This window comes from Cryobacterium sp. W22_MBD10_FK3 (genome assembly GCF_052113745.1).
In the GTDB taxonomy this organism is placed as follows: Bacteria; Actinomycetota; Actinomycetes; order Actinomycetales; family Microbacteriaceae; genus Cryobacterium.
The window spans coordinates 16,104-36,144 of sequence record NZ_JBGQOH010000009.1 but is presented as its reverse complement, the minus strand read 5'-3'; the positions used below and the strand labels follow the sequence as shown (position 1 = coordinate 36,144).

At 70.1% G+C, this 20,041-nt stretch carries 21 protein-coding genes; 9 read left to right on the top strand and 12 right to left on the bottom strand.

Annotated features, from left to right (window positions below; all coding sequences use genetic code 11):
• Positions 1-71: 71 nt before the first annotated feature.
• Together ACEN2M_RS10790 and cls are read right to left on the bottom strand one after the other, a co-directional pair.
• The gene (locus tag ACEN2M_RS10790; protein WP_441648123.1) at positions 72-767 is read right to left on the bottom strand and encodes a GAP family protein; all 696 of its coding nucleotides are present in this window, start codon (positions 765-767) and stop codon (positions 72-74) included.
• Positions 768-803: 36 nt separating this feature from the next.
• A complete protein-coding gene (gene cls, locus ACEN2M_RS10785; protein WP_441648122.1) occupies positions 804-2,258 on the bottom strand; it encodes a cardiolipin synthase in 1,455 nt (484 codons plus the stop codon).
• A 221-nt stretch (positions 2,259-2,479) separates the two neighbouring features.
• Between cls and ACEN2M_RS10780 the strand changes: the two genes are divergently transcribed.
• The gene (locus ACEN2M_RS10780) at positions 2,480-3,205 is read left to right on the top strand and encodes an META domain-containing protein (RefSeq protein ID WP_441648121.1); all 726 of its coding nucleotides are present in this window, start codon (positions 2,480-2,482) and stop codon (positions 3,203-3,205) included.
• A gap of 32 nt (positions 3,206-3,237) precedes the next feature.
• Positions 3,238-3,570, top strand: a complete 333-nt coding sequence (locus tag ACEN2M_RS10775) for a DUF4190 domain-containing protein (RefSeq protein WP_441648120.1) — start codon at positions 3,238-3,240, stop codon at positions 3,568-3,570.
• 51 nt (positions 3,571-3,621) lie between these two features.
• Here ACEN2M_RS10775 and ACEN2M_RS10770 read toward each other — a convergent pair whose 3' ends face one another.
• Entirely contained in the window at positions 3,622-4,503 is an 882-nt protein-coding gene (locus tag ACEN2M_RS10770) for a phospholipase (protein WP_441648119.1), read from the bottom strand.
• Positions 4,504-4,771: 268 nt separating this feature from the next.
• Here ACEN2M_RS10770 and ACEN2M_RS10765 point away from each other — a divergent pair, with 268 nt between their 5' ends.
• The 3 genes from ACEN2M_RS10765 to ACEN2M_RS10755 are packed head-to-tail and all read left to right on the top strand — an operon-like array spanning position 4,772 to position 7,031.
• Positions 4,772-5,023 (top strand): hypothetical protein, encoded by a 252-nt coding sequence (locus ACEN2M_RS10765; RefSeq protein WP_441648118.1) that lies wholly within the window; start codon positions 4,772-4,774, stop codon positions 5,021-5,023.
• Positions 5,016-6,017: a DUF2332 domain-containing protein gene (locus ACEN2M_RS10760; protein WP_441648117.1), complete on the top strand. Its 1,002-nt coding sequence runs from the start codon at positions 5,016-5,018 to the stop codon at positions 6,015-6,017. The genes ACEN2M_RS10765 and ACEN2M_RS10760 overlap by 8 nt, the downstream gene beginning before the upstream one ends.
• Before the next feature lie 36 nt (positions 6,018-6,053).
• On the top strand, positions 6,054-7,031 hold the full coding sequence (locus ACEN2M_RS10755; RefSeq protein ID WP_441648116.1) for an NAD(P)H-quinone oxidoreductase: 978 nt from the start codon (positions 6,054-6,056) through the stop codon (positions 7,029-7,031).
• Positions 7,032-7,050: 19 nt separating this feature from the next.
• On the opposite strand, the gene ACEN2M_RS10750 is transcribed toward ACEN2M_RS10755, so the two are convergent.
• Entirely contained in the window at positions 7,051-8,916 is a 1,866-nt protein-coding gene (locus tag ACEN2M_RS10750; RefSeq protein ID WP_441648115.1) for a GGDEF domain-containing protein, read from the bottom strand.
• A 314-nt stretch (positions 8,917-9,230) separates the two neighbouring features.
• Positions 9,231-10,250, bottom strand: coding sequence for an LLM class flavin-dependent oxidoreductase (locus ACEN2M_RS10745; protein ID WP_441648114.1), 1,020 nt, complete (start codon positions 10,248-10,250; stop codon positions 9,231-9,233).
• Positions 10,251-10,541: 291 nt separating this feature from the next.
• Between ACEN2M_RS10745 and ACEN2M_RS10740 the strand changes: the two genes are divergently transcribed.
• Positions 10,542-11,276: an HAD family hydrolase gene (locus ACEN2M_RS10740; RefSeq protein WP_441648113.1), complete on the top strand. Its 735-nt coding sequence runs from the start codon at positions 10,542-10,544 to the stop codon at positions 11,274-11,276.
• A 5-nt stretch (positions 11,277-11,281) separates the two neighbouring features.
• Here ACEN2M_RS10740 and ACEN2M_RS10735 read toward each other — a convergent pair whose 3' ends face one another.
• From ACEN2M_RS10735 to ACEN2M_RS10725, 3 genes are read right to left on the bottom strand one after another with little or no spacing between them, the layout of a single operon-like run.
• Entirely contained in the window at positions 11,282-12,055 is a 774-nt protein-coding gene (locus ACEN2M_RS10735; protein WP_441648112.1) for a hypothetical protein, read from the bottom strand.
• Between the two features lie 10 nt (positions 12,056-12,065).
• Positions 12,066-12,980, bottom strand: coding sequence for an ABC transporter ATP-binding protein (locus tag ACEN2M_RS10730; protein WP_441648111.1), 915 nt, complete (start codon positions 12,978-12,980; stop codon positions 12,066-12,068).
• The gene (locus tag ACEN2M_RS10725) at positions 12,977-13,375 is read right to left on the bottom strand and encodes a GntR family transcriptional regulator (protein ID WP_441648195.1); all 399 of its coding nucleotides are present in this window, start codon (positions 13,373-13,375) and stop codon (positions 12,977-12,979) included. Before ACEN2M_RS10725 ends, ACEN2M_RS10730 begins: the two co-directional genes overlap by 4 nt.
• Positions 13,376-13,484: 109 nt before the next feature.
• Here ACEN2M_RS10725 and ACEN2M_RS10720 point away from each other — a divergent pair, with 109 nt between their 5' ends.
• The gene (locus tag ACEN2M_RS10720) at positions 13,485-13,994 is read left to right on the top strand and encodes a GNAT family N-acetyltransferase (protein ID WP_441648110.1); all 510 of its coding nucleotides are present in this window, start codon (positions 13,485-13,487) and stop codon (positions 13,992-13,994) included.
• On the opposite strand, the gene ACEN2M_RS10715 is transcribed toward ACEN2M_RS10720, so the two are convergent.
• The 3 genes from ACEN2M_RS10715 to ACEN2M_RS10705 all read right to left on the bottom strand — a co-directional run bounded on the left by ACEN2M_RS10715 (position 13,991) and on the right by ACEN2M_RS10705 (position 17,553).
• Complete coding sequence (locus tag ACEN2M_RS10715) at positions 13,991-16,027, bottom strand: DUF2207 domain-containing protein (protein ID WP_441648109.1); 2,037 nt, start codon at positions 16,025-16,027, stop codon at positions 13,991-13,993. The two genes, ACEN2M_RS10720 and ACEN2M_RS10715, sit on opposite strands and share 4 nt — an antisense overlap.
• Positions 16,024-16,428: a DUF7715 family protein gene (locus ACEN2M_RS10710; RefSeq protein ID WP_441648108.1), complete on the bottom strand. Its 405-nt coding sequence runs from the start codon at positions 16,426-16,428 to the stop codon at positions 16,024-16,026. Before ACEN2M_RS10710 ends, ACEN2M_RS10715 begins: the two co-directional genes overlap by 4 nt.
• Positions 16,429-16,575: 147 nt before the next feature.
• Positions 16,576-17,553: an aldo/keto reductase gene (locus ACEN2M_RS10705; protein ID WP_441648107.1), complete on the bottom strand. Its 978-nt coding sequence runs from the start codon at positions 17,551-17,553 to the stop codon at positions 16,576-16,578.
• A 376-nt stretch (positions 17,554-17,929) separates the two neighbouring features.
• On the opposite strand from ACEN2M_RS10705, the gene ACEN2M_RS10700 reads away from it, so the two are divergent.
• Both ACEN2M_RS10700 and ACEN2M_RS10695 read left to right on the top strand, forming a co-directional pair.
• Positions 17,930-18,334: a DUF1801 domain-containing protein gene (locus ACEN2M_RS10700; protein ID WP_441648106.1), complete on the top strand. Its 405-nt coding sequence runs from the start codon at positions 17,930-17,932 to the stop codon at positions 18,332-18,334.
• Between the two features lie 58 nt (positions 18,335-18,392).
• Positions 18,393-18,929: a winged helix-turn-helix transcriptional regulator gene (locus ACEN2M_RS10695; RefSeq protein ID WP_441648105.1), complete on the top strand. Its 537-nt coding sequence runs from the start codon at positions 18,393-18,395 to the stop codon at positions 18,927-18,929.
• Positions 18,930-18,985: 56 nt separating this feature from the next.
• Here ACEN2M_RS10695 and ACEN2M_RS10690 read toward each other — a convergent pair whose 3' ends face one another.
• On the bottom strand, positions 18,986-19,999 hold the full coding sequence (locus ACEN2M_RS10690) for a LacI family DNA-binding transcriptional regulator (RefSeq protein ID WP_441648104.1): 1,014 nt from the start codon (positions 19,997-19,999) through the stop codon (positions 18,986-18,988).
• Positions 20,000-20,041: the final 42 nt, after the last annotated feature.

Here is a 20,041-nt window from a genome sequence, read left to right as displayed (position 1 = left end):
TTCTCCTCGCTCACCGGCGAGCGCCGCGTCGTTCCGCGGCTGCCTGGCCGCCACTGGGAATCCAGCAGGAGTTATGCGCGCCAGCCGAGCAGCTGGCCGGCCAGGGCGCTGAGGCCGGCCAGCACCAGGAAGACGCCGAGCAGCAGCACCGTGACCACCGTGATCAGCGGCATGTGCTGCACCAGCCACATCCGCAGGCGCACCAGCCAGGCGCGTACCCGAGGGCCGCCGAACGCGTAGGCGAGCACCGGTCCGAGCATGGTGATGGAGGCCAGTGCGGTGAACAGGGCCACCGAGAGCAGGATGCCGGTGGGGTCGGAGTGGGCGCCCAGGATCACCACTCCGGCGGCGGCGGCCATCACGAGATTCTTGGGCCTGAACGCGGCGTAGCCGACCCCGATGATGGTCGCGCGCGCCGGAGACAACCGGTCCAGGGCATTCAGCCAGCGCGGCAGCGGCACCTCCGCGCCTCGTGCGGGCCGGTCATGCCATTGCACCAGTCCCAGCACGATGAGGGCGACCCCGAGCACCAGCGGCACAGCCACCTGCAGGGCCCGGGTACCGGCCGACCTGTCGTGCGGCAGCAGCGACGACAGCAGCGCGAGCAGGGTGGCCGACATCAGCACCCCGAGGAACCACCCGATGCTGAATCCCGCGGCCGCCTTGAAGCCGTCGGGAGCGAGCAGCATCAGCAGCAATCCCGCCAGCGGCAGCGGGCTCAGCGCGATGGTCAGCGCCAGCGGCAGCAGCTGCCCCCACTCGCCCATCTCGCACCTCCCCTATAGCATCGGCTCTTGCAGCGGCTATTGCAGCGACGAGGTCAGCCTGGCCAGGTTGTCGAACACCTTGGCGCTGGTCGGCCGGTCGAGCCAGTCGGCCAGGTCGACCTTGCTGCTGTTGGCACGGTAGCCGTCTTGCACCACGCGCATCCGCTGCACGAAATCGGCGCCGTGCACGAGCACCGAGACCTCCATGTTCAGGCTGAACGAACGGATGTCCATATTGCTCGAGCCCACCACCGACACGTCGTCGTCGATGGTGAAGTGCTTCGCGTGCAGAACCGTGGGCTCCGCATAGAGGTAGATCGACACCCCGGCCCGCAACAGCTCCTCGTAGTACGACCTCTGCGCGTGGTAGACCAGCGCCTGGTCGCCGATGTGGGAGGCGAACAGCTCCACCTCCACCCCGCGCGAGGCCGCCGTGACGATGGCGAGCATCGTCGACTCCTCGGGCACGAAGTAGGGGCTGGTGATGCTGACCCGGTGCTCGGCCTTGTGGATGAGCATGGCGTAGAGCTTGAGATTGTTGTCGTTGTCGAAGCTCGGGCCGCTCGGCAGCACCTGCGCGTCGAGCAGGTCCGGCGCGGGATCGAGCACGATGGGCGAGGTGTCGAACGGCAGGATCTGGTCGGTTTCGCTGAACCAGTCGGCGAGGAACACGGCGTTCAGCTCGCGCACGGCGGGCCCCTCGATGCGCATCATCAGCTCGTGCCAGCGCAGCCCGCGCTTGAGGTTGCCCGGCTTGAGGTAGGTGGGGTCGATCATGTTCTGCGAGCCGCTGAAGCCCAGCCGCCCGTCGACGACCAGCAGTTTGCGGTGATTGCGCATGTCCGGCCGGCGCCACTGGCCCTTCCAAAAGCGCAGCGGCAACAGGGCGTGCCACTCGGCGCCCATCGCCGCGAACGCCGCGATGGTCTCTTTGCGGCGGGGCAGCATCAGGCAGGCCAGGTAGTCGGAGAGCACCTTCACCCGCACGCCGCGCTGCACGGCCCTGGCCAGGGCGTCGAAGAACGGCTGGGTGACGGTGTCCTGCACCAGGATGTAGAACTGCACGTGCACGAAGTCGGTGGCCTCGTCGACGGCCTGCGCCATCCGGTCGATCGAGTCCTCGTAGTCGGGCAGCAGTTCCACCCGGTTGCCGCCGACCATCGGCAGCGCGCCGAGGGTACGGTTCAGCCGCACCGCCGAGCCGAGCCAGGCCGGCCACTCGTCGCGGTGGCTCACCTGGTCGAGACCCTCGGTGCGGGCCAGGATCAGTTGGTTCACCTCGTGCTGTTTCTCGCGGCGGCGGCGCGGTAGCCGGCCCACCCCCACCAGCAGGAAGATCAGCACGCCGAGGTAGGGAATGAAGATGATCGCCAGCACCCAGGCGATGGCCGCGGAGGGCCGCCGGTTGGCGGAGACGTACACCGTGGCGATGAGCACGAACAGGGCGTGCAGCGCCACGAGCAGCCAGGCGCCGGCCTGAAAATCCGCCATCCGTTCCTCCTTGGGCTCGTCGCGAACGCTTCGTCGCGAGCGGGCTCGTCGTGAACCTACACCGGCCTTACCGGGGGCACGACAGCATCCCCGCGGCGTCGGCGGGCCCGCGCCGTTGCCCGCGCCGCCTGGAGGCATTACATTGCCCTGTGCGGCGAACGCCGCATCTGCGTCATGCTCCGCACTCTGCACGGCGCCCCACCGGTCGAGAGGTGACCCGCATGGCAACCCATTCCCCCACTCGGTTCCTGGTCGCCTCGGCTGCCCTGCTGCTGCTGGCCGGATGCACGATCGTCACGCCCGATTCCGAGTCGCCGTCCGGCTCGGTGCAGCCGGGTGCGCTCGTGGGCACCTGGGTGCTCGACCAGAGCTTTGACAGCCCGGAGCAGCCGTACGTCTCGTTCGTGCAGGACAACACCTGGAGCGCTTCCGACGGCTGCAACCGGGTGCAGGGCACCTGGGAGGTCGGCAGCGACGGCGCCCTGACCACGACCTCAGGGCCGCAGACGATGATGGCCTGCGAGGGCGCCCAGCTGCCGTTGGCGGTCAGCCGCAGCACCCGGGTGGAGGTTGACGGCGACACCCTGGTCATCCACAGTTCATACGACTCGACGGTGACCACCCTGGTGCGCTCGACGGACCGCACCGTGGGGCCGCAGGGCCTACCGATCGGCTACTGGGTCGAATCGAACACCCCGACGGCGCCGTTCCTGTCGATCCAGGCCGACGGCAGCTACTCGGGCAACGACGGCTGCAATGTGATCACCGGCACCTGGGAGCAGGCCGACGACGAGGCGATCGTCTTCACCGGCGGCGCCATGACCCTGATGGCCTGCGAGGGCGTGGACCAGTGGTTGAGCCAGGCTGCCCAGGGACGGGTGCAGGCCGGCGTGATGACGTTGCAATCCGCAGACGGCACCGTGCTCGGCCAGCTCACGGCCCGGTAGACCCGCCGAAACCCGCTGAAAGGAGACATCGCGTGGGCGCTTACCCGATTACCATCGTGCTCATCGTGGCCGGTGCCATCGCACTGATCTTCCTGCTCAGGTTCGGCATCCGCCAGAACGCTGCGGCGTCCGCCGTGGACCCGAACCCGGATGCCACCGGCGCGCTGGCCGTGCTCAGCTTCGTGCTGGCGCTGATCCTGCCGGTGATCGGGGTGGTGCTGGCGCATGTGACGCTGTCCCGCATCGCCCGTGGTGAGGCCAGCGGACGAGTGTTCGCCTTCGCGGCCCTGTGGGTGGGTTACGGCCTGCTCACGCTGGAGCTGGCCGTGGTCGTGTTCCTGTATCAGAACAACTATTGGACCTGACCGGCGCGGGCCCGGCGGGGCGTGGCCCGCCGGGCGTGGTCGTCTGGCGGGTTAGTACCAGTTCATCGCCTGCGAGTGCGACCAGGCCGCGCACGGGCTGCCGTAGGAGCCCTTGATGTAGTCCAGGCCCCAGGCGATCTGGGTGCTGGCGTTCGTGGCCCAGTCGGAGCCGGCCGAGGCCATCTTGCTGCCGGGCAGCGCCTGCGGGATGCCGGTGGCCCCGCCGTTGTCGTTGTAGGCCGTGTACTTCCACTCGGATTCCTTCTGCCAGAGCTGAACCAGGCAGGAGAACTGGGATTCGCCCCAGCCGTACCGCTCTGCGGCCAGGCTCGCGGCGGTGGCCTTCGCCCCGGCGGGGGTGTTGCCAGCGGCCACGGCCTCGGCAGCGGCCTGGGCCTCTGCGGCGGCCTGCGCTTCGGCGGCGGCCTGCGCGGCGGCGGCCTCCACGGCCACCCGGTCCGCCTCGGCGGCGGCGGCCTGCACAGTCGCGGTCTGCTCCTTCACCTGTGAGGTGAGCGCGGAGACCTCCTTGAGCGGCATCGAGATGTAGCCGGCCAGCGAGCTGGTGGTGCTCGACAGGGCCGACGCATCCACCTTGTCGGCGGCGGCGGCGAGGGCGCTGTCTGCGCCGACGAGGGCAACGGATGCGGCGAGGTGGGTCTTGCTGATGGCGGCGGCCTTCGCGGCGGCGCGCTCGTCACGCTCCTGCTGGGCCTGCTGCTGCTGATCGGCGACCGCGGACTGCACGGTGAAGCCGGTGCCGGCCACCACTCCGGCCAGGACGAGTCCGCCGGCCAGGAGGGTGAGGCGCTTGGAGCGGGTGCGGCGGGTCTTCCGCTCGGCTCGGGTACTGCTGGTGCTGGTGCTGGTGGTGCTGGTGCTGGTGCTGCTGGTGTTTTCGGGCGTGGTGTTCAGAGAATTATCGGGGCGCATAGACTTCCAGATCGTGAGTGGGGGTGCGCTCTGAGGCGGCACGCTCACTGCTCGGTGGGCCCACGCGCGCTGATCGGCGCGGGCAAGCGGCCTAGCCTGCCTATGCAAACTGGGCAGAACCTCAGTTTTTCCTGCCAAACCCATGTGAACGGGTATTGCAAGGTGTCCCGATCCGGGCCTGTTTTGCCCTCTTAACGCCTGGCCAGCGCGTCTTTTTGCCTCCGGGGTGCCACGACTGCCGATTGCCTGCTGGCGGTAGCGTGGATTGATGCCCACTTCAGACCAGACTCCGCAGACCGAAACCGCTCCCGCCACCGCTTCGGCCACAGCTTCAGCCGGAGCGCGCACCAGCGCCGAGCGCCTCATCGCGGCCATCGAGAGCATCAATGACCTGGACGTCGCCAACTCCCCCGAACCCGACCGTGCGGCCGTGATCGAGCTCATCGACCTGATCAACGACGAGCAGCGCTCCAGCCTGCTGTTCGCCCTGCTGCTGGAGCGCATCCGCATCGGTGCCTGATCTCACCGGAACGCCCATCGGGCAGCGCACCCTGGATCTGGCGAAGACCGCCGACTGGTACCGGCGCTTCAGATTGAACGAGACACCCGGGCAGTCCGAGCTGTACGCCGAGTGGGCCGCCGGGGTCGAGACCGACGCCGAGGTGCTCGCCCTGATCATCGGGTTGCCCCGGCCCAAGCGCCAGCCGAACCTCGTCTTCGCCTGCGCGCGCTTGCTCGGGGCGCCGTTGGCTGGCTATCCGGTCTTTCGTCTCTGGCTCGTCGAGCACTGGCCGGCGATCGCCGCCGAGGCGCGGGTGCGCGCCACCCAGACCAACGAGCCGCGCCGGCTCACCGCGATCATGCCGGTGCTCGCCTCGATCGGCCCGAGCGTGGCTCTGATCGAGGTGGGCGCCAGCGCCGGGCTCTGCCTCTACCCCGACAGGTACAGCTACGACTATGCGGGCCGGCGGGTGGATCCCGTGGACGGACCAAGCCCCGTGCTGCTGCGCACCGAGAGCACCGGGCCGGTGCCGGTGCCGGAGCATCCGCCCGAGGTCGTCTGGCGGGCCGGCCTGGATCTGAATCCGCTCGACGTGCGCGTCCCCGACGACGTGCGCTGGCTCCAGACCCTGATCTGGCCCGAGCAGGTCGAGCGCCGCCGCCGACTGGATGCCGCGATGTCGATTGTGCGCCGCGACCCGCCACTGCTTGCGGCCGGGGACGCCGCCCAGGGTCTGGAGGCGCTGGTGGCGCTCGCGCCCACCGGGGTGCCGCTGGTCATCGTCAGCCCCGCCGTACTGGTCTATCTGGCTCCGGAGCAGCGGGCTGCCTTCACGACGGCGGTGACCGGACTCGGCCGGTGGATCTCGCTGGACGCTGTGGGCGTGCTGCCCCAGGTGGACGCGCTGCTGCCGCAGGCGGCCGAGCCGGGCGACTTCATGGTGTCGCTCGACGGCCGGCCGGTCGCCACGTGCGGCCCGCACGGCCAGACCCTCCACTGGATCGACGCCTAGACAGAGGGTCGCCGGGCACGCTCCTACACTGGACTCATGCGTGCACTCGTGGTCCACACCCCAGGGGGCCCGGATGCCCTCACCCTCGACACCGTTCCCGACCTGGTCGTCGGCGCCGGTGATATCCGCATAGCGGTGGCCGCGGCCGGCGTGAACCGGGCCGACGTGCAACAGCGGCTGGGCCTCTACCCGTCCCCGGCCGGGGCGCCCCAGTGGCCGGGCCTGGAAGTGTCTGGCACCGTCACCGAGATCGGCCTCGCCGTGACCCGTTTCGCCGTCGGCGACAGGGTCTGCGCCCTGCTGGCCGGCGGCGGCTACGCCACCGAGGCCGTGGTGCACCAGGACCTCGCCCTGCCCGTGCCCGACGGCCTCGACCTCGTCGACGCCGCCGCGCTGCCGGAGGCTCTGGCCACGGTGTGGTCGAACGTGTTCATGAGCGCGGGTCTCAGGGCCGGGCAGACCCTGCTGGTGCACGGCGGCGCCAGCGGCATCGGCACCACAGCCATCCAGCTGGCCCGGCTGGCCGGCGCCCGGGTGCTGGTCACGGCGGGCTCCGCCGCGAAGCTGGCCGTGTGCGGTCAGCTCGGCGCCGAGGTGCTCATCAACTACCGCGAGCAGGACTTCGTCACCGAGGTGCTCGCCGCCACCGGCGGTCTCGGCGCCGACGTGATCCTCGACATCATGGGCGGCTCCTACGCCGCCCGCAACGTGGCGGCGCTCGCCCTGGGCGGCACCATCATGGTGATCGCGAACCAGAGCGGCGAGGACGCCGTCTTCAACCCGTTCCACCTCATGCAGAAACGCGGCCGTTACTGGGGCACCACCCTGCGTGCCCGGCCCGCCGTGGAGAAGGCGGCCATCATGGCCGACCTGCTCACGCGAGTGTGGCCGTGGTTGCAGTCCGGCGCGCTGCGCCCCGTGGTCGACAGCCGGTTCGCGTTCGCCGACGCGGCGGATGCGCATCGCCGGCTGGAGGCATCCGCTCACGTGGGCAAGATCGTGCTGGTGCCCTGAGCCGGGCAGGGTTGGTAGGTCAGGTGCGCGATGCCGCGAGGCACACCCGGTTGCGGCCGGCCGCCTTGGCGTCGTAGAGGGCGGCGTCGGCGCGACCGAGCCAGCGGGAGACGCTTTCGCCCTGTTTGAGCAGTGCGACCCCCACGCTCGCGGTGCAGCGGAGCCCGGCGGTGACGACGCCCCACGGGTGGGTGCGCACCTCACCGAGCAGCCGCTCGCAGATCTGCACGGCCTGCTCGACGGTTGTATTGCCGAGCACCAGCAGGAATTCCTCGCCGCCGACCCGCACCGCGAGGTCGGTGTCGCGGGTGGCCGCGCCGAGGATCGCGGCCATGGTCGTGAGGACCCTGTCGCCGGTGGCGTGGCCGTGCTCGTCGTTGACCCGCTTGAAGTGGTCCATGTCGACCATCACCGCGCAGAGCGGCTCCGAACGGTCCCTGGCGTTCTTCATCATCTCGGGCAGCTGCCGGTCGAGTGCGCGACGGTTGGGCAGCCGGGTGAGCGGGTCGGTGTGGGCCTGCTGGTCGAGTTCCTCGGCACGGATGCGCTGCATCTCGGCTTCCAGATGCGAGCGCTGCGCCTCGTGCCTGGCCTGCTCGATCTCAAGGGAGTTGATCAGCATGCGGGACTGCAACCCGGCGGTCTGCCTGGTGAGCCCGAGCATCAGCACGTGCAGCTGCTCGTGGTGCCGCAGGGCCTGCTCGAACCGGCCGGCGGTCTGGTGCATCTCGTAGAGCGACCTGTGCAGCTTCACCTTCAGCGCCGCGTCCTCGGCCACCGACGGGTCGGCGAGCTGGGCATCCATCATGGCGCACGCCACGTCGATGCGACCCTCGGCCTGCGCCACTTCGGCCAGCTGCGCGTCGTTGTTCACGGCCAGGTTGCGGTACCCGTTGGTGATGGCGATGGTCTTGGACCGACCGGCCTGACGCCTGGCCTCGGCGTGTTCGCCGAGCTCGATGAGGAACCCGACGAGGTTGGTGCGGGCAATCGTCTCGTAGAACGCGTGCCGTTGTTCCACCGAGTGCGCCACGGCCGCGCGGGTGATCACGAGGCCGTCACGCAACGTCGCTGACGAGTCTTCGCCCTTCGCGCGCTGCACGCGGGCGATCTCCAGGTAGCTGTCGCCCAGGTTGTTGCGCGCGGCGAACGCGGCCTCGGGGTCGTCGAGGGCGTCCGCCAGGGCCAGGGCCTGCCGGCCCAGCTCGATGCTGCGCTCCGCGTCGCCGAGCGCCTGGTGCACCATCGACGAGCGGGACAACGCCCAGAACTCGGCGGTGCGACTGCCGCAGGCCCGCGCCGCCTCGAGGGCGCCGAGCACATGGCTGAGCGCGGGCTCCTCCAGCGCGGTCTCGTGGAACGCCAGCGCGAGCGTGCAGTGCACAGTGGATTGAGCGAGCAGGTCGCCACTGGCGGTGAGGTACTCCATGGCGAGCAGACCGTGCCGCACCGAGGCCTCGAACTCGCCCAACCGCAGCCGGTGGCCGGAGAGCAGCTGCCGGGCCCGCGCCTCCTGCGCCGGCGTGATGAACGGGTCGGCGAGAACCCGTTCGGCCTGCGCGGCGCCGGACTGGTGCTGTCCGTCGCGGTTGGCCTGGGCGCACTCGTCGAGCAGGGCGTTGATCGTGGCGGATCGTGCCGGCGAGCGCCCGGGGCCGTGCGCCTGCTGCTGCAGGATGGCCTCGCTGGCCGGTGCGGGCAGGTCGGCGAGTTCAACGAAGCCGCCAGGCAGGGTCATGGCCCGGCCGCCGTCTGCCGAGTTGAGGTCGGCGATGCCATCGGCCACCGAATCGGTCGCGGCGAGCAGGGCGTCGGATGACGTCGGTTCGGACTGCACGGTGGCGCCGGCCGGGAGCGGGGCGAACAGGTCATCGGGAACGGTCATCGCGGACCACCGCGGTTCGCGCGACCCGTGCCGGCCGGCACCGCGAGCATCCGTGCCGTCTCATCGCCACCGGTAGACAGGCTGAGCGCACCGCCCGCTGGTCTCCGCGGGAAGTGCTGCGACGGTACGCCAAATGCGTTCACGGCTCAGTCCCCAAACTGCTCGTACCCACGAACCTAGCAGCGCGACGGCGGCCGCCGAGGCGGCTACGCGCTCTGCGTCTCCCCCGTTCACGGGTGATTTTCACCTCGGCTGATCGCGCTCTCATGGCAGCCTCGAAGGCAGCGCATCGGCGGCACACAGCCTCGGCCCGGTCAGCGCCAGCCCAGGTCGGGAGCGACGAAGCGCAGCACCGAGTCGAGCAGCTGGGCGTTGAAGTCCACGCCGAGCTGGTTGGGCACTGTGAGCAGCACCGTGTCGGCGGCCTGCACCGCGGCATCCTGCGCCAGCTGCTCGACGAGCACGTCGGGTTCGCCGATGTAGCTCTTGCCGAACCGGGCCAGGCCGCCGTCGAGGCGGCCCACCTGGTCGCGGTTGTCGGCCTGCGCGCGCAGACCGAAGTAGCGCCGGTCCAGCTCGGTGACCAACGGCATGATGCTGCGGCTCACCGACACCCGCGGGGTGCCGGGGTGACCGGCATCCGCCCAGGCCTGCCTGAAGATGGCGATCTGCTCGGCCTGCAGGTCGCCGAAGTCGGCGCCGGTGTCTTCGGTGAGCAGGGTGGAACTCATCAGGTTCATGCCCTGCTCCCCGGTCCACTTGGCGGTGGCGCGGGTGCCTGAACCCCACCAGATGCGCTCGGCCAGGCCGGGTGACTGCGGTTGGATGGCGAGCAGGCCGCTGTGCCCGGTGAGCTGCGGGTTCGCGTTGGCGACCCCGGCCCCGGCGATGGCCTGGCGGAACCGTGCGGTGCGCTCCCTGGCGTCATCGGCGTCGCTGGTGCCGGGCGCCGGCAGGTGACCGAACGCCTCGGCGCCGCGCAGCGCGGTCTCGGGTGAGCCGCGGCTGAGGCCGAGCTGCAGCCGTCCGTTGCTGATCAGGTCGGTGATCGCGGCCTCTTCGGCCATATAGAGGGGGTTCTCGTAGCGCATGTCGATCACGCCGGTGCCCAGCTCGATGCGGCTGGTGCGGGCCGCCATCGCGGCGAGCAGCGGGAACGGAGAGGCAAGTTGCGGGGCGAAGTGATGCACCCGAACGGATGCGCCGTCCACGCCGAGCTCCTCGGCCGCCACGGCGAGTTCCACCGTCTGCAGCAGGGCATCCTGCGCGGTGCGCACGAGCGAGCCCGGCACGGCCTGGTAGTGGCCAAAGGACAGGAACCCGATCTTCTTCATGGTTGCTGCAGCGTTCCGGGCCCGCGAGGTATTCCCCGAGGCTCCGCCGGTTTGCGGCCCTCATCCGCGGTTCTGGTGGCTTGCCCCGCACAGCGGCGCCTCCCCCGCGCAACGGCGCCTCCCCCGCACAGCGGCCGGAACGGGCGATCTGCGGGGTAAGCGCCGCTATGCCCATGGCGCGCCACCCGCACAGCGGCGCCTGACCCGCACACCGGGCCACGCCGGCAAACCCGCGGATGCTGCCTCGGGTCGCTGGCCCGACGACCCGCCTCATACTGGCAAGCTGTGCTCATGCGGCATCTGTTTCTGGACTTCTTCGGCACCCTCGTCAACTACGCGGACTCCCGCGCCGGGCAGGGCTACGCCGACACGCACGCCAGCATGCGGGCGTTGGGTGCAACCGGCACCGAGCAGGAGACCGCCGCCGCCTGGTTGGATGCGTTCCACCAGCTCAACGTGGAGTCCGACGTCGACCACCGCGAGTTCACCATGGAGGAGTTGTCCAGGCGCGCCATCGTGCAGCTGCTCGGCCGCGAGCCCGACGCCGCCGAGATCGCCGACGGCGCCACCAGCAACATGGCGGACTGGGAGCGCGGTGTGGTGCTCATTCCCGGCATGGCCGAGACCCTCAAAGAACTGGGCCAGACGTTCACGCTCACGATCGTGTCCAACACGCACAGCGCATCCGTCGTGCCGCGCCAGCTGGCGGCCATGGGCGCCACCGACCTCATCGCCAACATCGTGACGTCGCTGGAGGTGGGTTTTCGCAAGCCCCATTCGGCGATCTACCACGAGGCCCTCGCCCGGGCGGATGCCGACCCGGCCCGGGTGATCTTCGTCGGCGACACCTGGGACGCCGACTTTGACGGCCCGCGGGCGCACGGCATGGAGGCCGTGCTCGTGTCCGCCGCCCCGCGTGACGGGGTGCCGGAGACCCGCCGGGTCAGCTCGGTGCTCGATCTGCCCGACCTGCTCTCGTTCCGCTACCCGAGCACCCGCCCGGTCAGCACCCGCGGGCTGGCATAGAGCGGCTATCCGCGCAGCGACGCCCCGCGCAGGGCTCCCCAGCCGAGGCCGAAGGCCAGCGCCGCGGGAATCAGCAGGGCGGCGAAGAAGCTCGCCGTGGGCAGGCCGATCAGCCACTCGATGAGCGGCGGAGCCGCCCCGGTGAGCACGGCGATCGCGATGAGCCCGAGCACCACGAGGGCCACGGCCACCCACAGCACCAGCATTCCCATCGCCCGCCACCGGGCATGGACCGCGGCGAAGGCCGAGGTGACGGCGAAGATCAGAACCTGCAGGCTGAACAGTGACAGCCAGACGGTGCCGACGCCGACGTCGGCGAGCCAGAGCGCCGTGAAGTGGTGGAAAACGACGCCGGATGCGTTGATGGCCCGCTCGATCTCGGTGAGGATCGCCCAACCGGCGGCGTTGAAGGCCGCGATCACCAGATAGGTGAGGAGCGTGCCCAGGGCGTACTCCCGGCGGGTGATGCTGAAACTCATCGCGAACGGGAAGACCGCGCTCACGGCCTGCACGCCCACCACGGCCAGGTACCAGAGCGGCGAGAGCACCGCCCAGCTGTACCCCATGCCCTCCAGGGCCTGTTGGCGGTCGGCGCCGGGCACCGACGCCGCGACGATGAGCAGCGCCACAACGATCGAGACGATCAGGGCGACGCCGGTGATGATCCACGGGATGCCGATGTAGGTGAGTCGGTTGACGAGGTGCAAGCGCATCACCTTGGTGATCCGGTGTCGGCTGGCCGGGTAGGTCACCGACGGTGCTGTGCTGATGGCGGTCATGACGGGCTCCTCACTCGAAGACGACGGATGCCACGGCGGAGCGCGGCGTGGACGGGTTGGTCAGGTCGACGATCAGTTGCTGGAAGGACACGGGGGCGACCTCGAGGCCCGCGGCGACGGCGGCACGGTGGTCGGCGGCGCTCAGCCGGCCCGAGATGGTCACGGTGGCCAGCCCGCCGAGGGTGTCCCGGTGCAACACCTCGCGGCCCTCGGCGAAACTGTCGACGTCGCCGGCCCGACCGGCCACGGCCGACGCGCTGCCGCGCAGGCTCTCGGCGCTCTGGTCGAGCAGGAGTCGCCCCTCGTCGAGCACCAACACGTGCTCGAGCAGGTTGCTCACCTCGTCGATCAGGTGGGTCGACAACAGCACGGTGCGGGGCTGCTCGGCGTAGTCCGCCAGCAGGGTGTCGTAGAAGGTGTGCCGGGCCACGGCATCCAGGCCGAGGTAGGGCTCGTCGAAGATCGTCACGGGCGCCCGGCTGGCCAGCCCCAGGATGACCCCGAGGGCGGACTGCTGGCCGCGGGACAGCTTTCTCACGTCACGCTTCAGCGGCAACCGGAACTTGCCCACGAGATCGTCGGCGAAGGCGGCGTCCCAGTTGGCGAAGAACCAGGGCGCCCCGGCCAACACGTGCCGGGCCTGGTAACCGTCCGGGTAGCGCTGGCCCTCCGAGACGAAGCACATCTGCTGCAGCACGGTGCTGTTCTCCACGGGGTCCTCGCCGAAGACGCGGGCGCTGCCCGCGCTCGGGAATTCCTGGCCGGTGAGCATCCGCATCAGCGTGGTCTTGCCGGCGCCGTTGCGCCCGAGCAGCCCGCAGATGATGCCCGGCTGCAGAGAGAACGTCACGTCCGTGAGCGCCGAGACGTCCCGGTAGGTGCGGCTGAGGCCATCCACCTGGATGACCGGGGTCTGGCTGTTCATCGTGTCTCCTTTTCACTGAGCTGGTTGTCGATGAGCTGGGTGTCTATGAGCTGGGTTTTCATGAGCTGGGTGAGGTGGTCGGGCGTGATGCCCAGGCTGGCGGCTTCGGCGAGCATCGGGGCGATGTACTCCAGCACGAACAGCTCGCGCCGCCGCGTCGTGATGCGGTCCCGGGCCCCGGTGGCCACGAACATGCCGATTCCGCGCCGTTTGTAGAGGATGCCCTGCTCGACGAGCAGGTTGACGCCCTTGCCGGCGGTGGCCGGGTTGATGCGGTAGTACATCGCGAATTCGTTCGTCGACGGCACCTGAGCCTCCTCGCTGAGCGCGCCGGACAGGATGTCGTTCTCGACCCGTTCAGCGATCTGCTGGAATATCGGTCGACCTTCATCCATCACGGTGCGAACCTCCACGGTTAGTTACCTAACTAATGAACCACAGCACCTGAGGTTGCGCAAGGCCCAGGTGCGAGGTCCCGCTCAGCCGACTGGGTAAGCTCGGCGAATGGTTACAGAGGGGTTCCGCATCCGGACGACGCACGTGGATGACTGGCGTGAGGTGCGTGCGCTGCGCCTGGAGATGCTGCGGGACACCCCGATCGCGTTCGGCGAGACGCTGCAGGATGCCGAGGGCCACACCGAGAACGAATGGCGGATGCGCGCCGCCCGCGGCACCGCCGAGCACGGTATCGCCCTGGTCGCGATCGACCCCGCGGGACGCTGGGTGGGCACCATGGGCGGCTACGTGCCGGATCCGGGCACCGGTGCGCTGCTCGTGGGCGTCTACGTGACGCCCGACCACCGCGGTCGCGAGTCCGGTGTCTTCGACGCCCTGCTCCTCGCCATCCAGGACTGGGCACGCGGCGAGGGCGACCGGCTGACCCTGCACGTGCACGAGGACAACTCCCGCGCCCGCGCCGCCTACCTGCGCCGCGGTTTCGCCGAGACCGGGCACCGGGTGCAGTACGTTCTCGACGCCAGCGCCATGGAGATCGAGATGGTCAAGCCGCTCTAACGGCCGCCGCCGCCACCGCCGCCACCACCACCGCCGGAGAACCCGCCGCCGAAGGATCCCCCCGAGAAGCTGCCGCCGCCGCTGCTCGACCAGGACGACGGCGTCGGCGTGGGCGTCTCAGTGGTGTGCACCGAGTCGACGATGCCGTTGAGGGCCGAGGCCAGGTAGATGCCGCTGAATGCGTTCTGGGAGAGGAACCAGTCCGGTGCCGCCGTGGCCCGGTCGTAGTAGACGGCCAGCTCCGCCGCCCACTCCTTTTCGACGCCCCAGAGCACCGCGAACGGCAGCAGCTTCTCGTAGAGCTTGACCAGTTCAACGGTGTCGGGGCCGGTCGCCGCGAGCGCCGCCGGTGCGGCGGAGGCGCCGGGCTCCGCGGGTGGCACGGGTTCCGTGCCCGGGACGGCGCGCGGCACGGTGACCCGCAGCGCACCCTCCGGGCTCTGCAGCATGCGGAACCTGTCGGCCTCGGCCAGCTCCAGGTACACCTTCATTCCAGTGAGGTAATCACGCTGGTCCACCCCGGCGGCGCTGAGCAGCACCGGCCGGCGGGCAGCCGCGAACGCCACGAGCAGGCTGGCGCCGGCGACAGCCACCAGCGGGAACCTCCACCCCACAGGCAGGTTGCCGAACGCGAGCAGGGCTACGACGATCACCACGAGGGCGCCGAGCCCGGTGAGCAGCCACATTCGGGCGCGGGTCAGGGCGGGCCGGGCGCGCCAGCCGCGGGCGATGTTGCGGGTGGTGGCATCCGCTGTCGCTGCGGCCAACCCGCGGGCGAGGTTGTCGTTGGTGACGCCGAGTTCGCACACCGCGCCCGCGGTCAGGCCGGGGAAGAAGGTGGCGAGCAGGGCCAGCTCCTGGTCGTCGACGCCGTCGGCACTGAGCAGCTGCAGTGTGTAGTCGCCGCCGTCCGCGCTCACCGGGTAGTCCAGGATGCGCACCTTGCCGCGCACCGCGAAACTCACGATCTGCGCGGCCATGGCCGACCGCGGCCGGCCGATGAGGTCCGCGGCCTCGAGGAGGTTGAGTCCGGCCGGCACGCTGTACTGGGCGATGACGGTGCCGCGCCCCTTCGGCTCGCGCGGCCGTAGGAACACCCGCGCGAGAGCGTAGGCGGCGCCGAGCAGGCCCACCCCGAGCAACACGAACGGAAACCCGATGCCGCCACCCGGCCACACGAAGCCGGGCTGATAGTCCGAGTCGGGCCGCGCCTCGGCGGGCACCTGCACGAAGGTGCCGGCCGTGAAGCCGATGGCCACGGTGAGGTTCTCCCCCGGGCCCAGATCGGTGGCCTCGGCGGTGAACATCTGGCCGGCCGGGTCCGCGGCGTCGGGGTCGGCCTCCTGCACGATCTGGCACTCGCCGCTCTCGCCCTGCGCCCCGACGTAGCAGGCGGTGTTGCCGGTGAGGAAGGGGGCGATTGCCGGGTCGACGTGCACGCGGGCGGCCACGACGCCGAACGGCTGGTCGAAGCCGGTGCCGTTGGTGTCCCAGTACAGCTCGTCGTCGTTGGTATCGGCGAACGCGCGCACGACGTTCTGCTGGGTGTAGGTGATCACGTAGGTCTGGGTGCCGCGCACGAACTCGTCGGTGCCGAGGGCGAGTTCGGTGAAGCCGCCGTTGGTGCTGGCCTCGAAGGGCACCGGGGCGCCCTGGGCATCAGTGACGGATTCGACGGTGGTGTGCAGCGGCACACCGTCGTAGTCGTTGGGGATGGCGCGGATGATGCCGCGGTTCTGGTCGAAGTCGGGGAACACGGCGATGAAGGATTCCACCGTGCGCAGGGTGGAGTGGCCTGCGGCGTCGCGGCCCAGGAAGTACTCCCCCGCGTAGCCGGCGAAGCTGAAGTCCGAGGTGTCGGCGCTGACGGCGGCGCGCACACCGCCCGCCAGAACCGGCGCCGTGACAGCGCTCGGCGCTACAGCGCTCGGCGTGACAGCGCTCGGCGTGACAGCGCTCGCCGCCAGGGGTGCACCGACCGCCACCGCGGCGGCGACGACGAGAGCAGACAGGACCTTCAGAAGACGAGTCACGCCTCCGAGCCTAGTGACCCCCTCACGGCGATCTCGAAAGTCCGCCGCTCCACGACGGTCCCCTCCGGCAGGTCCTCGGCCACGGCCAGCATCCAGTCGACAAAATCGGCCACCGGCAGGTCGCTGCAGTCGGGACACCATCCCATCAGTTCAAGACCGGCCATCGACGCGGCGAGGTATTCCTCCCGAGTAAGCCCGTGGATCTCCCGCACCAGCGCCGTCGTGGTGTGCCTGGTCGAACTCAGTCCGGAGAACGAACGGCCGCACCCGCAGGCTCCGTCCGGGTCCCGCTCGCTCGCCGAGCACAGGGGATGCAGCCACACAAGTTCGCCCTCGATGCAGTTGGCAAAGTCCGTTGCCCGTTCCCCCTGAGTCACCGATGTCGCCACAAGCACCCTCATGATCTGCTCCGTTTTCTCGGCACGAGGGTTGATGAGTAGGTGACGAAAGGCTAAACGCAACCACCGACATCAGCCCCGCGCCCGACCCGCGGTGGGGGCACGCCGGGCCGGGGCACGGCGTGCCCGGCGACACCGCAGGCTCGGAGCCTAGAAGCCCTCGGGCGCGTGCGGGCGGTAGGGGGCGGCGAGCCGGGCCAGCTCGTCGTCGGTGAGGGTGAGCTCGACGGAGGCGACGGCATCCGTGAGGTGATGCGCCTGGGTGGCGCCCACGATGGGCGACGTCACCGCCGGCTGCTGACGCACCCAGGCCAGGGCCACCTGCGCGCGCGGAATCCCGCGCTCGGCGGCGACCTCGGCCACCGCGGCGGCGATCTCGCGGTCGCCCTCCTCCTGCTGTTTGTAGAGGGTTTGGCCGAAGTTGTCGGTTTCGGAGCGGCTGGTGGTCTCGTCCCAATCGCGGGTGAGCTTGCCGCGGGCCAGGGGGCTCCAGGGCAGCACGCCCACACCCTGGTCGAGGCAGAAGGGCAGCATCTCGCGCTCCTCCTCCCGGTTGAGCAGGTTGTACTGGTCCTGCATCGACACGAAGCGGGTGAACCCGGCCAGGTCGGCGGTGTACTGGGCCTTGGCGAACTGCCAGGCGTACATCGACGAGGCGCCGATGTAGCGGGCCTTGCCGGCCGTGACCACGTCGTGCAGCGCCTCCATGGTCTCCTCGATCGGCGTCAACGGGTCCCACCGGTGGATCTGGTACAGGTCCACGTGGTCGGTGCCCAGCCGGGTGAGGCTGTGGTCGATCTCGGCCAGGATCGCGCGGCGCGAGAGTCCGGCGCCGTTCGGGCCCGGCCGCATGCGCCCGTGCACCTTGGTCGCCAGCACATACTCGTCGCGGGTGCTGAAGTCGCGCAGCGCCCGGCCCAGGATCTCCTCGCTGCTGCCATCGGAGTAGACGTTGGCAGTGTCGAACGTGGTGATGCCGGCTTCCAGCGCCTGCTGGATCAGCGGCCGGCTGGTCTCCTCGGGCAGGGTCCAGGAGTGGGTGCCGCGCATCGGGTTGCCAAAGCTCATGCAGCCCACCGTGATGGCCGACACCTCGAGGCCGGTGTTGCCCAAACGAACGTATTTCATGGGTTCCCTTCGTGGCGCGGATGCGAATCCGATAGCGCGGTCTGCCCTGCTCGACCTCCATTGTGTCTACCGCGTGGGCATCCTGGCGTCAATCGCAGGGGGCGGGCGGGCGGGTGCGAGGGCGCGCTGATGGCGCGTCGCCGTGCGGGTGCCGCGCCGCTATGCGGGTGCCGCGCCGCTATGCGGGTGCCGCGCCAGGGTGGCGCGCCGGGCGCAGGGCGGCGCCTGACCCGCACAGCTCACCCGCGAGACGGTAGGCGGGTGCCGCGCCGCTATGCGGGTGGCGCGCCAGGCGCAGAGCGGCGCCTGACCCGCATAGCTCCCGCACCAGACGGCAGGCGGGCGCCGCGCCGCACCCGCGCGGTACACTCCCCCCATGGTTGATCGTTATGGCAGCGTGGAGGAGTTCCTCGCCGCCCAGCCCACCGACCGGCTTCCTGTGATCGAGGGACTCCGGCAGCTCGTGCACGAGGCCGAGCCCGCCGCGCGCGAACATGTCAAGTGGAACTCCCCGAGCTACGTGGTCAGCGGGGTCGACCAGGCCACGATCAGCGCGCAGGGCAAGGACGGCGTGCGTCTGGTGCTGCACCGGGGTGCGACGACGACCGAGAACAGGGATGCCGCATCCGCCTTCACCGGTGACCCGCACGACCTGCTCACCTGGCACTCCGACATTCGCGCGAGCCTGCTCATCACCGATCTCGCCGACTTGGCCGCCAAGCGGGCAGCAGCCCTCGAGGTCGTTCGTGCCTGGCTCGCCGGCGACACAGCCTCGTCATGAGCGAGGCGCGGAGGCTCCGAGCCGTGGTGGAGGCTACACGCGCCGGGAGGACGCCGTCATGACAACGGAGTCCTCCGATGCTCGTCCGCTCCCCACCTTGACGCGACGCTCCGGCGACGATTTGCGCTGCTCCATCGCGCGTACCCTGCAGGTTCTCGGCGACCGGTGGACGATCCTGATCGTGCGGGAGGGTTTCCGCGGGCACACCAGGTTCAGCGACTTCCGCCGGGTGCTCGGCATCCCCACCGACATCCTCACCTCACGGCTGAGCTCGCTCGTGGAGGCCGGGGTGCTCGAACGCCGCGGCTACCGGGAGCCCGGCGCCCGGGAACGCTTCGACTACCACCTCACCGCGGCCGGTGATGCCCTGCTCCCGGTGCTCGGGGCGCTCGCCGAATGGGGCAACGAGTACCGGCCGTCCGGCCACGGCCCCAGCCGGCTCTACCAGCACGCCGAAACCGGCGAGGCCACCTCGATCGCGTTCGTCACCGCCGCCGGCGCGGTGGTGCCGCTCACCGATATCGCGATCGTGCCCGGCCCGGGCGAGAACGACCCCGGTGTGGGCCCCACCCATCCCCTCGCCGCGCACCACTGAACCGATCAGCCCGACACCCGGCACCCGGCACCCGGCACAAAGCCCGGCCGTCCGCATCAGGACCGGAACTTGACCTCGGCGCCGAGCTCGATGAAGGCGGGCCGATCGTCCGCCGCGCGGAGTCCGTCGCCGGCCCGTGCGGCGGTCGATGAGAGCACCGCCATCGCCTCCAGCGCGACGGCGTGAATGGGCTGCTCCACCGAGGTGAAGTGCCCGGCTTCGGCCAGCACGGTGTTGTCGAATCCAGTGATCATGTACTCGTCCACCAGGTCGGGATGAGCGCTCGCAAGCGCGTCGCGAACCCCGAAGGCGACGGCGTCGTTGGCGCACACGATTCCAAAGACCCCCGGCCAAATGAGCGGGAGATCCTTGCCGATGGCACGTCCGGCCGCAATGGTGTGCTCGCACTGCAGCACCCGGTTGCCCGAGACCGCTCCGGCGACTTCGCGGTAGACCCGCTCCCGGTTGTACGTCGGCCATTCCTCATCGTGCGACCCCACGAAGCCAAGCTCGCTGTGGCCGCGTGCCCGCAGCATCTCCACGAGCTCCTTGATGGCGGTGCGCTGGTCCACGCCCACGTAGGGCAGGGCGTCGTTGGCGAACCTGTCCACCTGGATGATCTGGGTGAATCGTGCGGCGTAGTCGATGATCTCGCGGCTTCGTTCCCGGTGGCAGGGGCTGATGAACAGCGCATCCACATTGCGGCTGAGCAGCGAGCGCACGCCGAACGCCTCGACGGTGGCGTCGTTGGCCGAGTTGACCAGCAGCATGACGATGCCCAGTTCACGAAGATGGGTCTCCAGGGCCTCGATCAGCGACGGGAAATAGGGGTTGGTGATGTCGGGCACCACGAACCCCACTGTGCGAGTGAGGTTCTGCCGCAGCGCTGCCGCGATCTGGTTGGGCCGGTAGCCCAGCTCGTCGGCGATGGCGAAGACCTTGGCCTTGATCGCGGGGTCGACTGCCCGTGCACCGCTCAGCGCTCGCGAGACGGTGGAGGTGGACACACCGGCCCGGTCTGCCACGTCGCGCACGGTGATGCGTTTGTACACCTGCGGGGTTTCAGCCATGTCCGGATCCTTTTCATCGCAATGGGGGCGTGAAGGACGCTC

Excerpts from the sequence above, each read along its gene's own strand:
- ACEN2M_RS10790 (WP_441648123.1), bottom strand. The coding sequence starts at position 767 with ATGGGCGAGTGGGGGCAGCTGCTGCCGCTGGCGCTGACCATCGCGCTG.
- cls (WP_441648122.1), bottom strand. The coding sequence starts at position 2,258 with ATGGCGGATTTTCAGGCCGGCGCCTGGCTGCTCGTGGCGCTGCACGCC.
- ACEN2M_RS10780 (WP_441648121.1), top strand. The coding sequence starts at position 2,480 with ATGGCAACCCATTCCCCCACTCGGTTCCTGGTCGCCTCGGCTGCCCTG.
- ACEN2M_RS10770 (WP_441648119.1), bottom strand. The coding sequence starts at position 4,503 with ATGCGCCCCGATAATTCTCTGAACACCACGCCCGAAAACACCAGCAGC.
- ACEN2M_RS10765 (WP_441648118.1), top strand. The coding sequence starts at position 4,772 with ATGCCCACTTCAGACCAGACTCCGCAGACCGAAACCGCTCCCGCCACC.
- ACEN2M_RS10755 (WP_441648116.1), top strand. The coding sequence starts at position 6,054 with ATGCGTGCACTCGTGGTCCACACCCCAGGGGGCCCGGATGCCCTCACC.
- ACEN2M_RS10750 (WP_441648115.1), bottom strand. The coding sequence starts at position 8,916 with ATGACCGTTCCCGATGACCTGTTCGCCCCGCTCCCGGCCGGCGCCACC.
- ACEN2M_RS10745 (WP_441648114.1), bottom strand. The coding sequence starts at position 10,250 with ATGAAGAAGATCGGGTTCCTGTCCTTTGGCCACTACCAGGCCGTGCCG.
- ACEN2M_RS10740 (WP_441648113.1), top strand. The coding sequence starts at position 10,542 with ATGCGGCATCTGTTTCTGGACTTCTTCGGCACCCTCGTCAACTACGCG.
- ACEN2M_RS10735 (WP_441648112.1), bottom strand. The coding sequence starts at position 12,055 with ATGACCGCCATCAGCACAGCACCGTCGGTGACCTACCCGGCCAGCCGA.
- ACEN2M_RS10730 (WP_441648111.1), bottom strand. The coding sequence starts at position 12,980 with ATGAACAGCCAGACCCCGGTCATCCAGGTGGATGGCCTCAGCCGCACC.
- ACEN2M_RS10725 (WP_441648195.1), bottom strand. The coding sequence starts at position 13,375 with ATGGATGAAGGTCGACCGATATTCCAGCAGATCGCTGAACGGGTCGAG.
- ACEN2M_RS10720 (WP_441648110.1), top strand. The coding sequence starts at position 13,485 with ATGGTTACAGAGGGGTTCCGCATCCGGACGACGCACGTGGATGACTGG.
- ACEN2M_RS10710 (WP_441648108.1), bottom strand. The coding sequence starts at position 16,428 with ATGAGGGTGCTTGTGGCGACATCGGTGACTCAGGGGGAACGGGCAACG.
- ACEN2M_RS10705 (WP_441648107.1), bottom strand. The coding sequence starts at position 17,553 with ATGAAATACGTTCGTTTGGGCAACACCGGCCTCGAGGTGTCGGCCATC.
- ACEN2M_RS10700 (WP_441648106.1), top strand. The coding sequence starts at position 17,930 with ATGGTTGATCGTTATGGCAGCGTGGAGGAGTTCCTCGCCGCCCAGCCC.
- ACEN2M_RS10695 (WP_441648105.1), top strand. The coding sequence starts at position 18,393 with ATGACAACGGAGTCCTCCGATGCTCGTCCGCTCCCCACCTTGACGCGA.
- ACEN2M_RS10690 (WP_441648104.1), bottom strand. The coding sequence starts at position 19,999 with ATGGCTGAAACCCCGCAGGTGTACAAACGCATCACCGTGCGCGACGTG.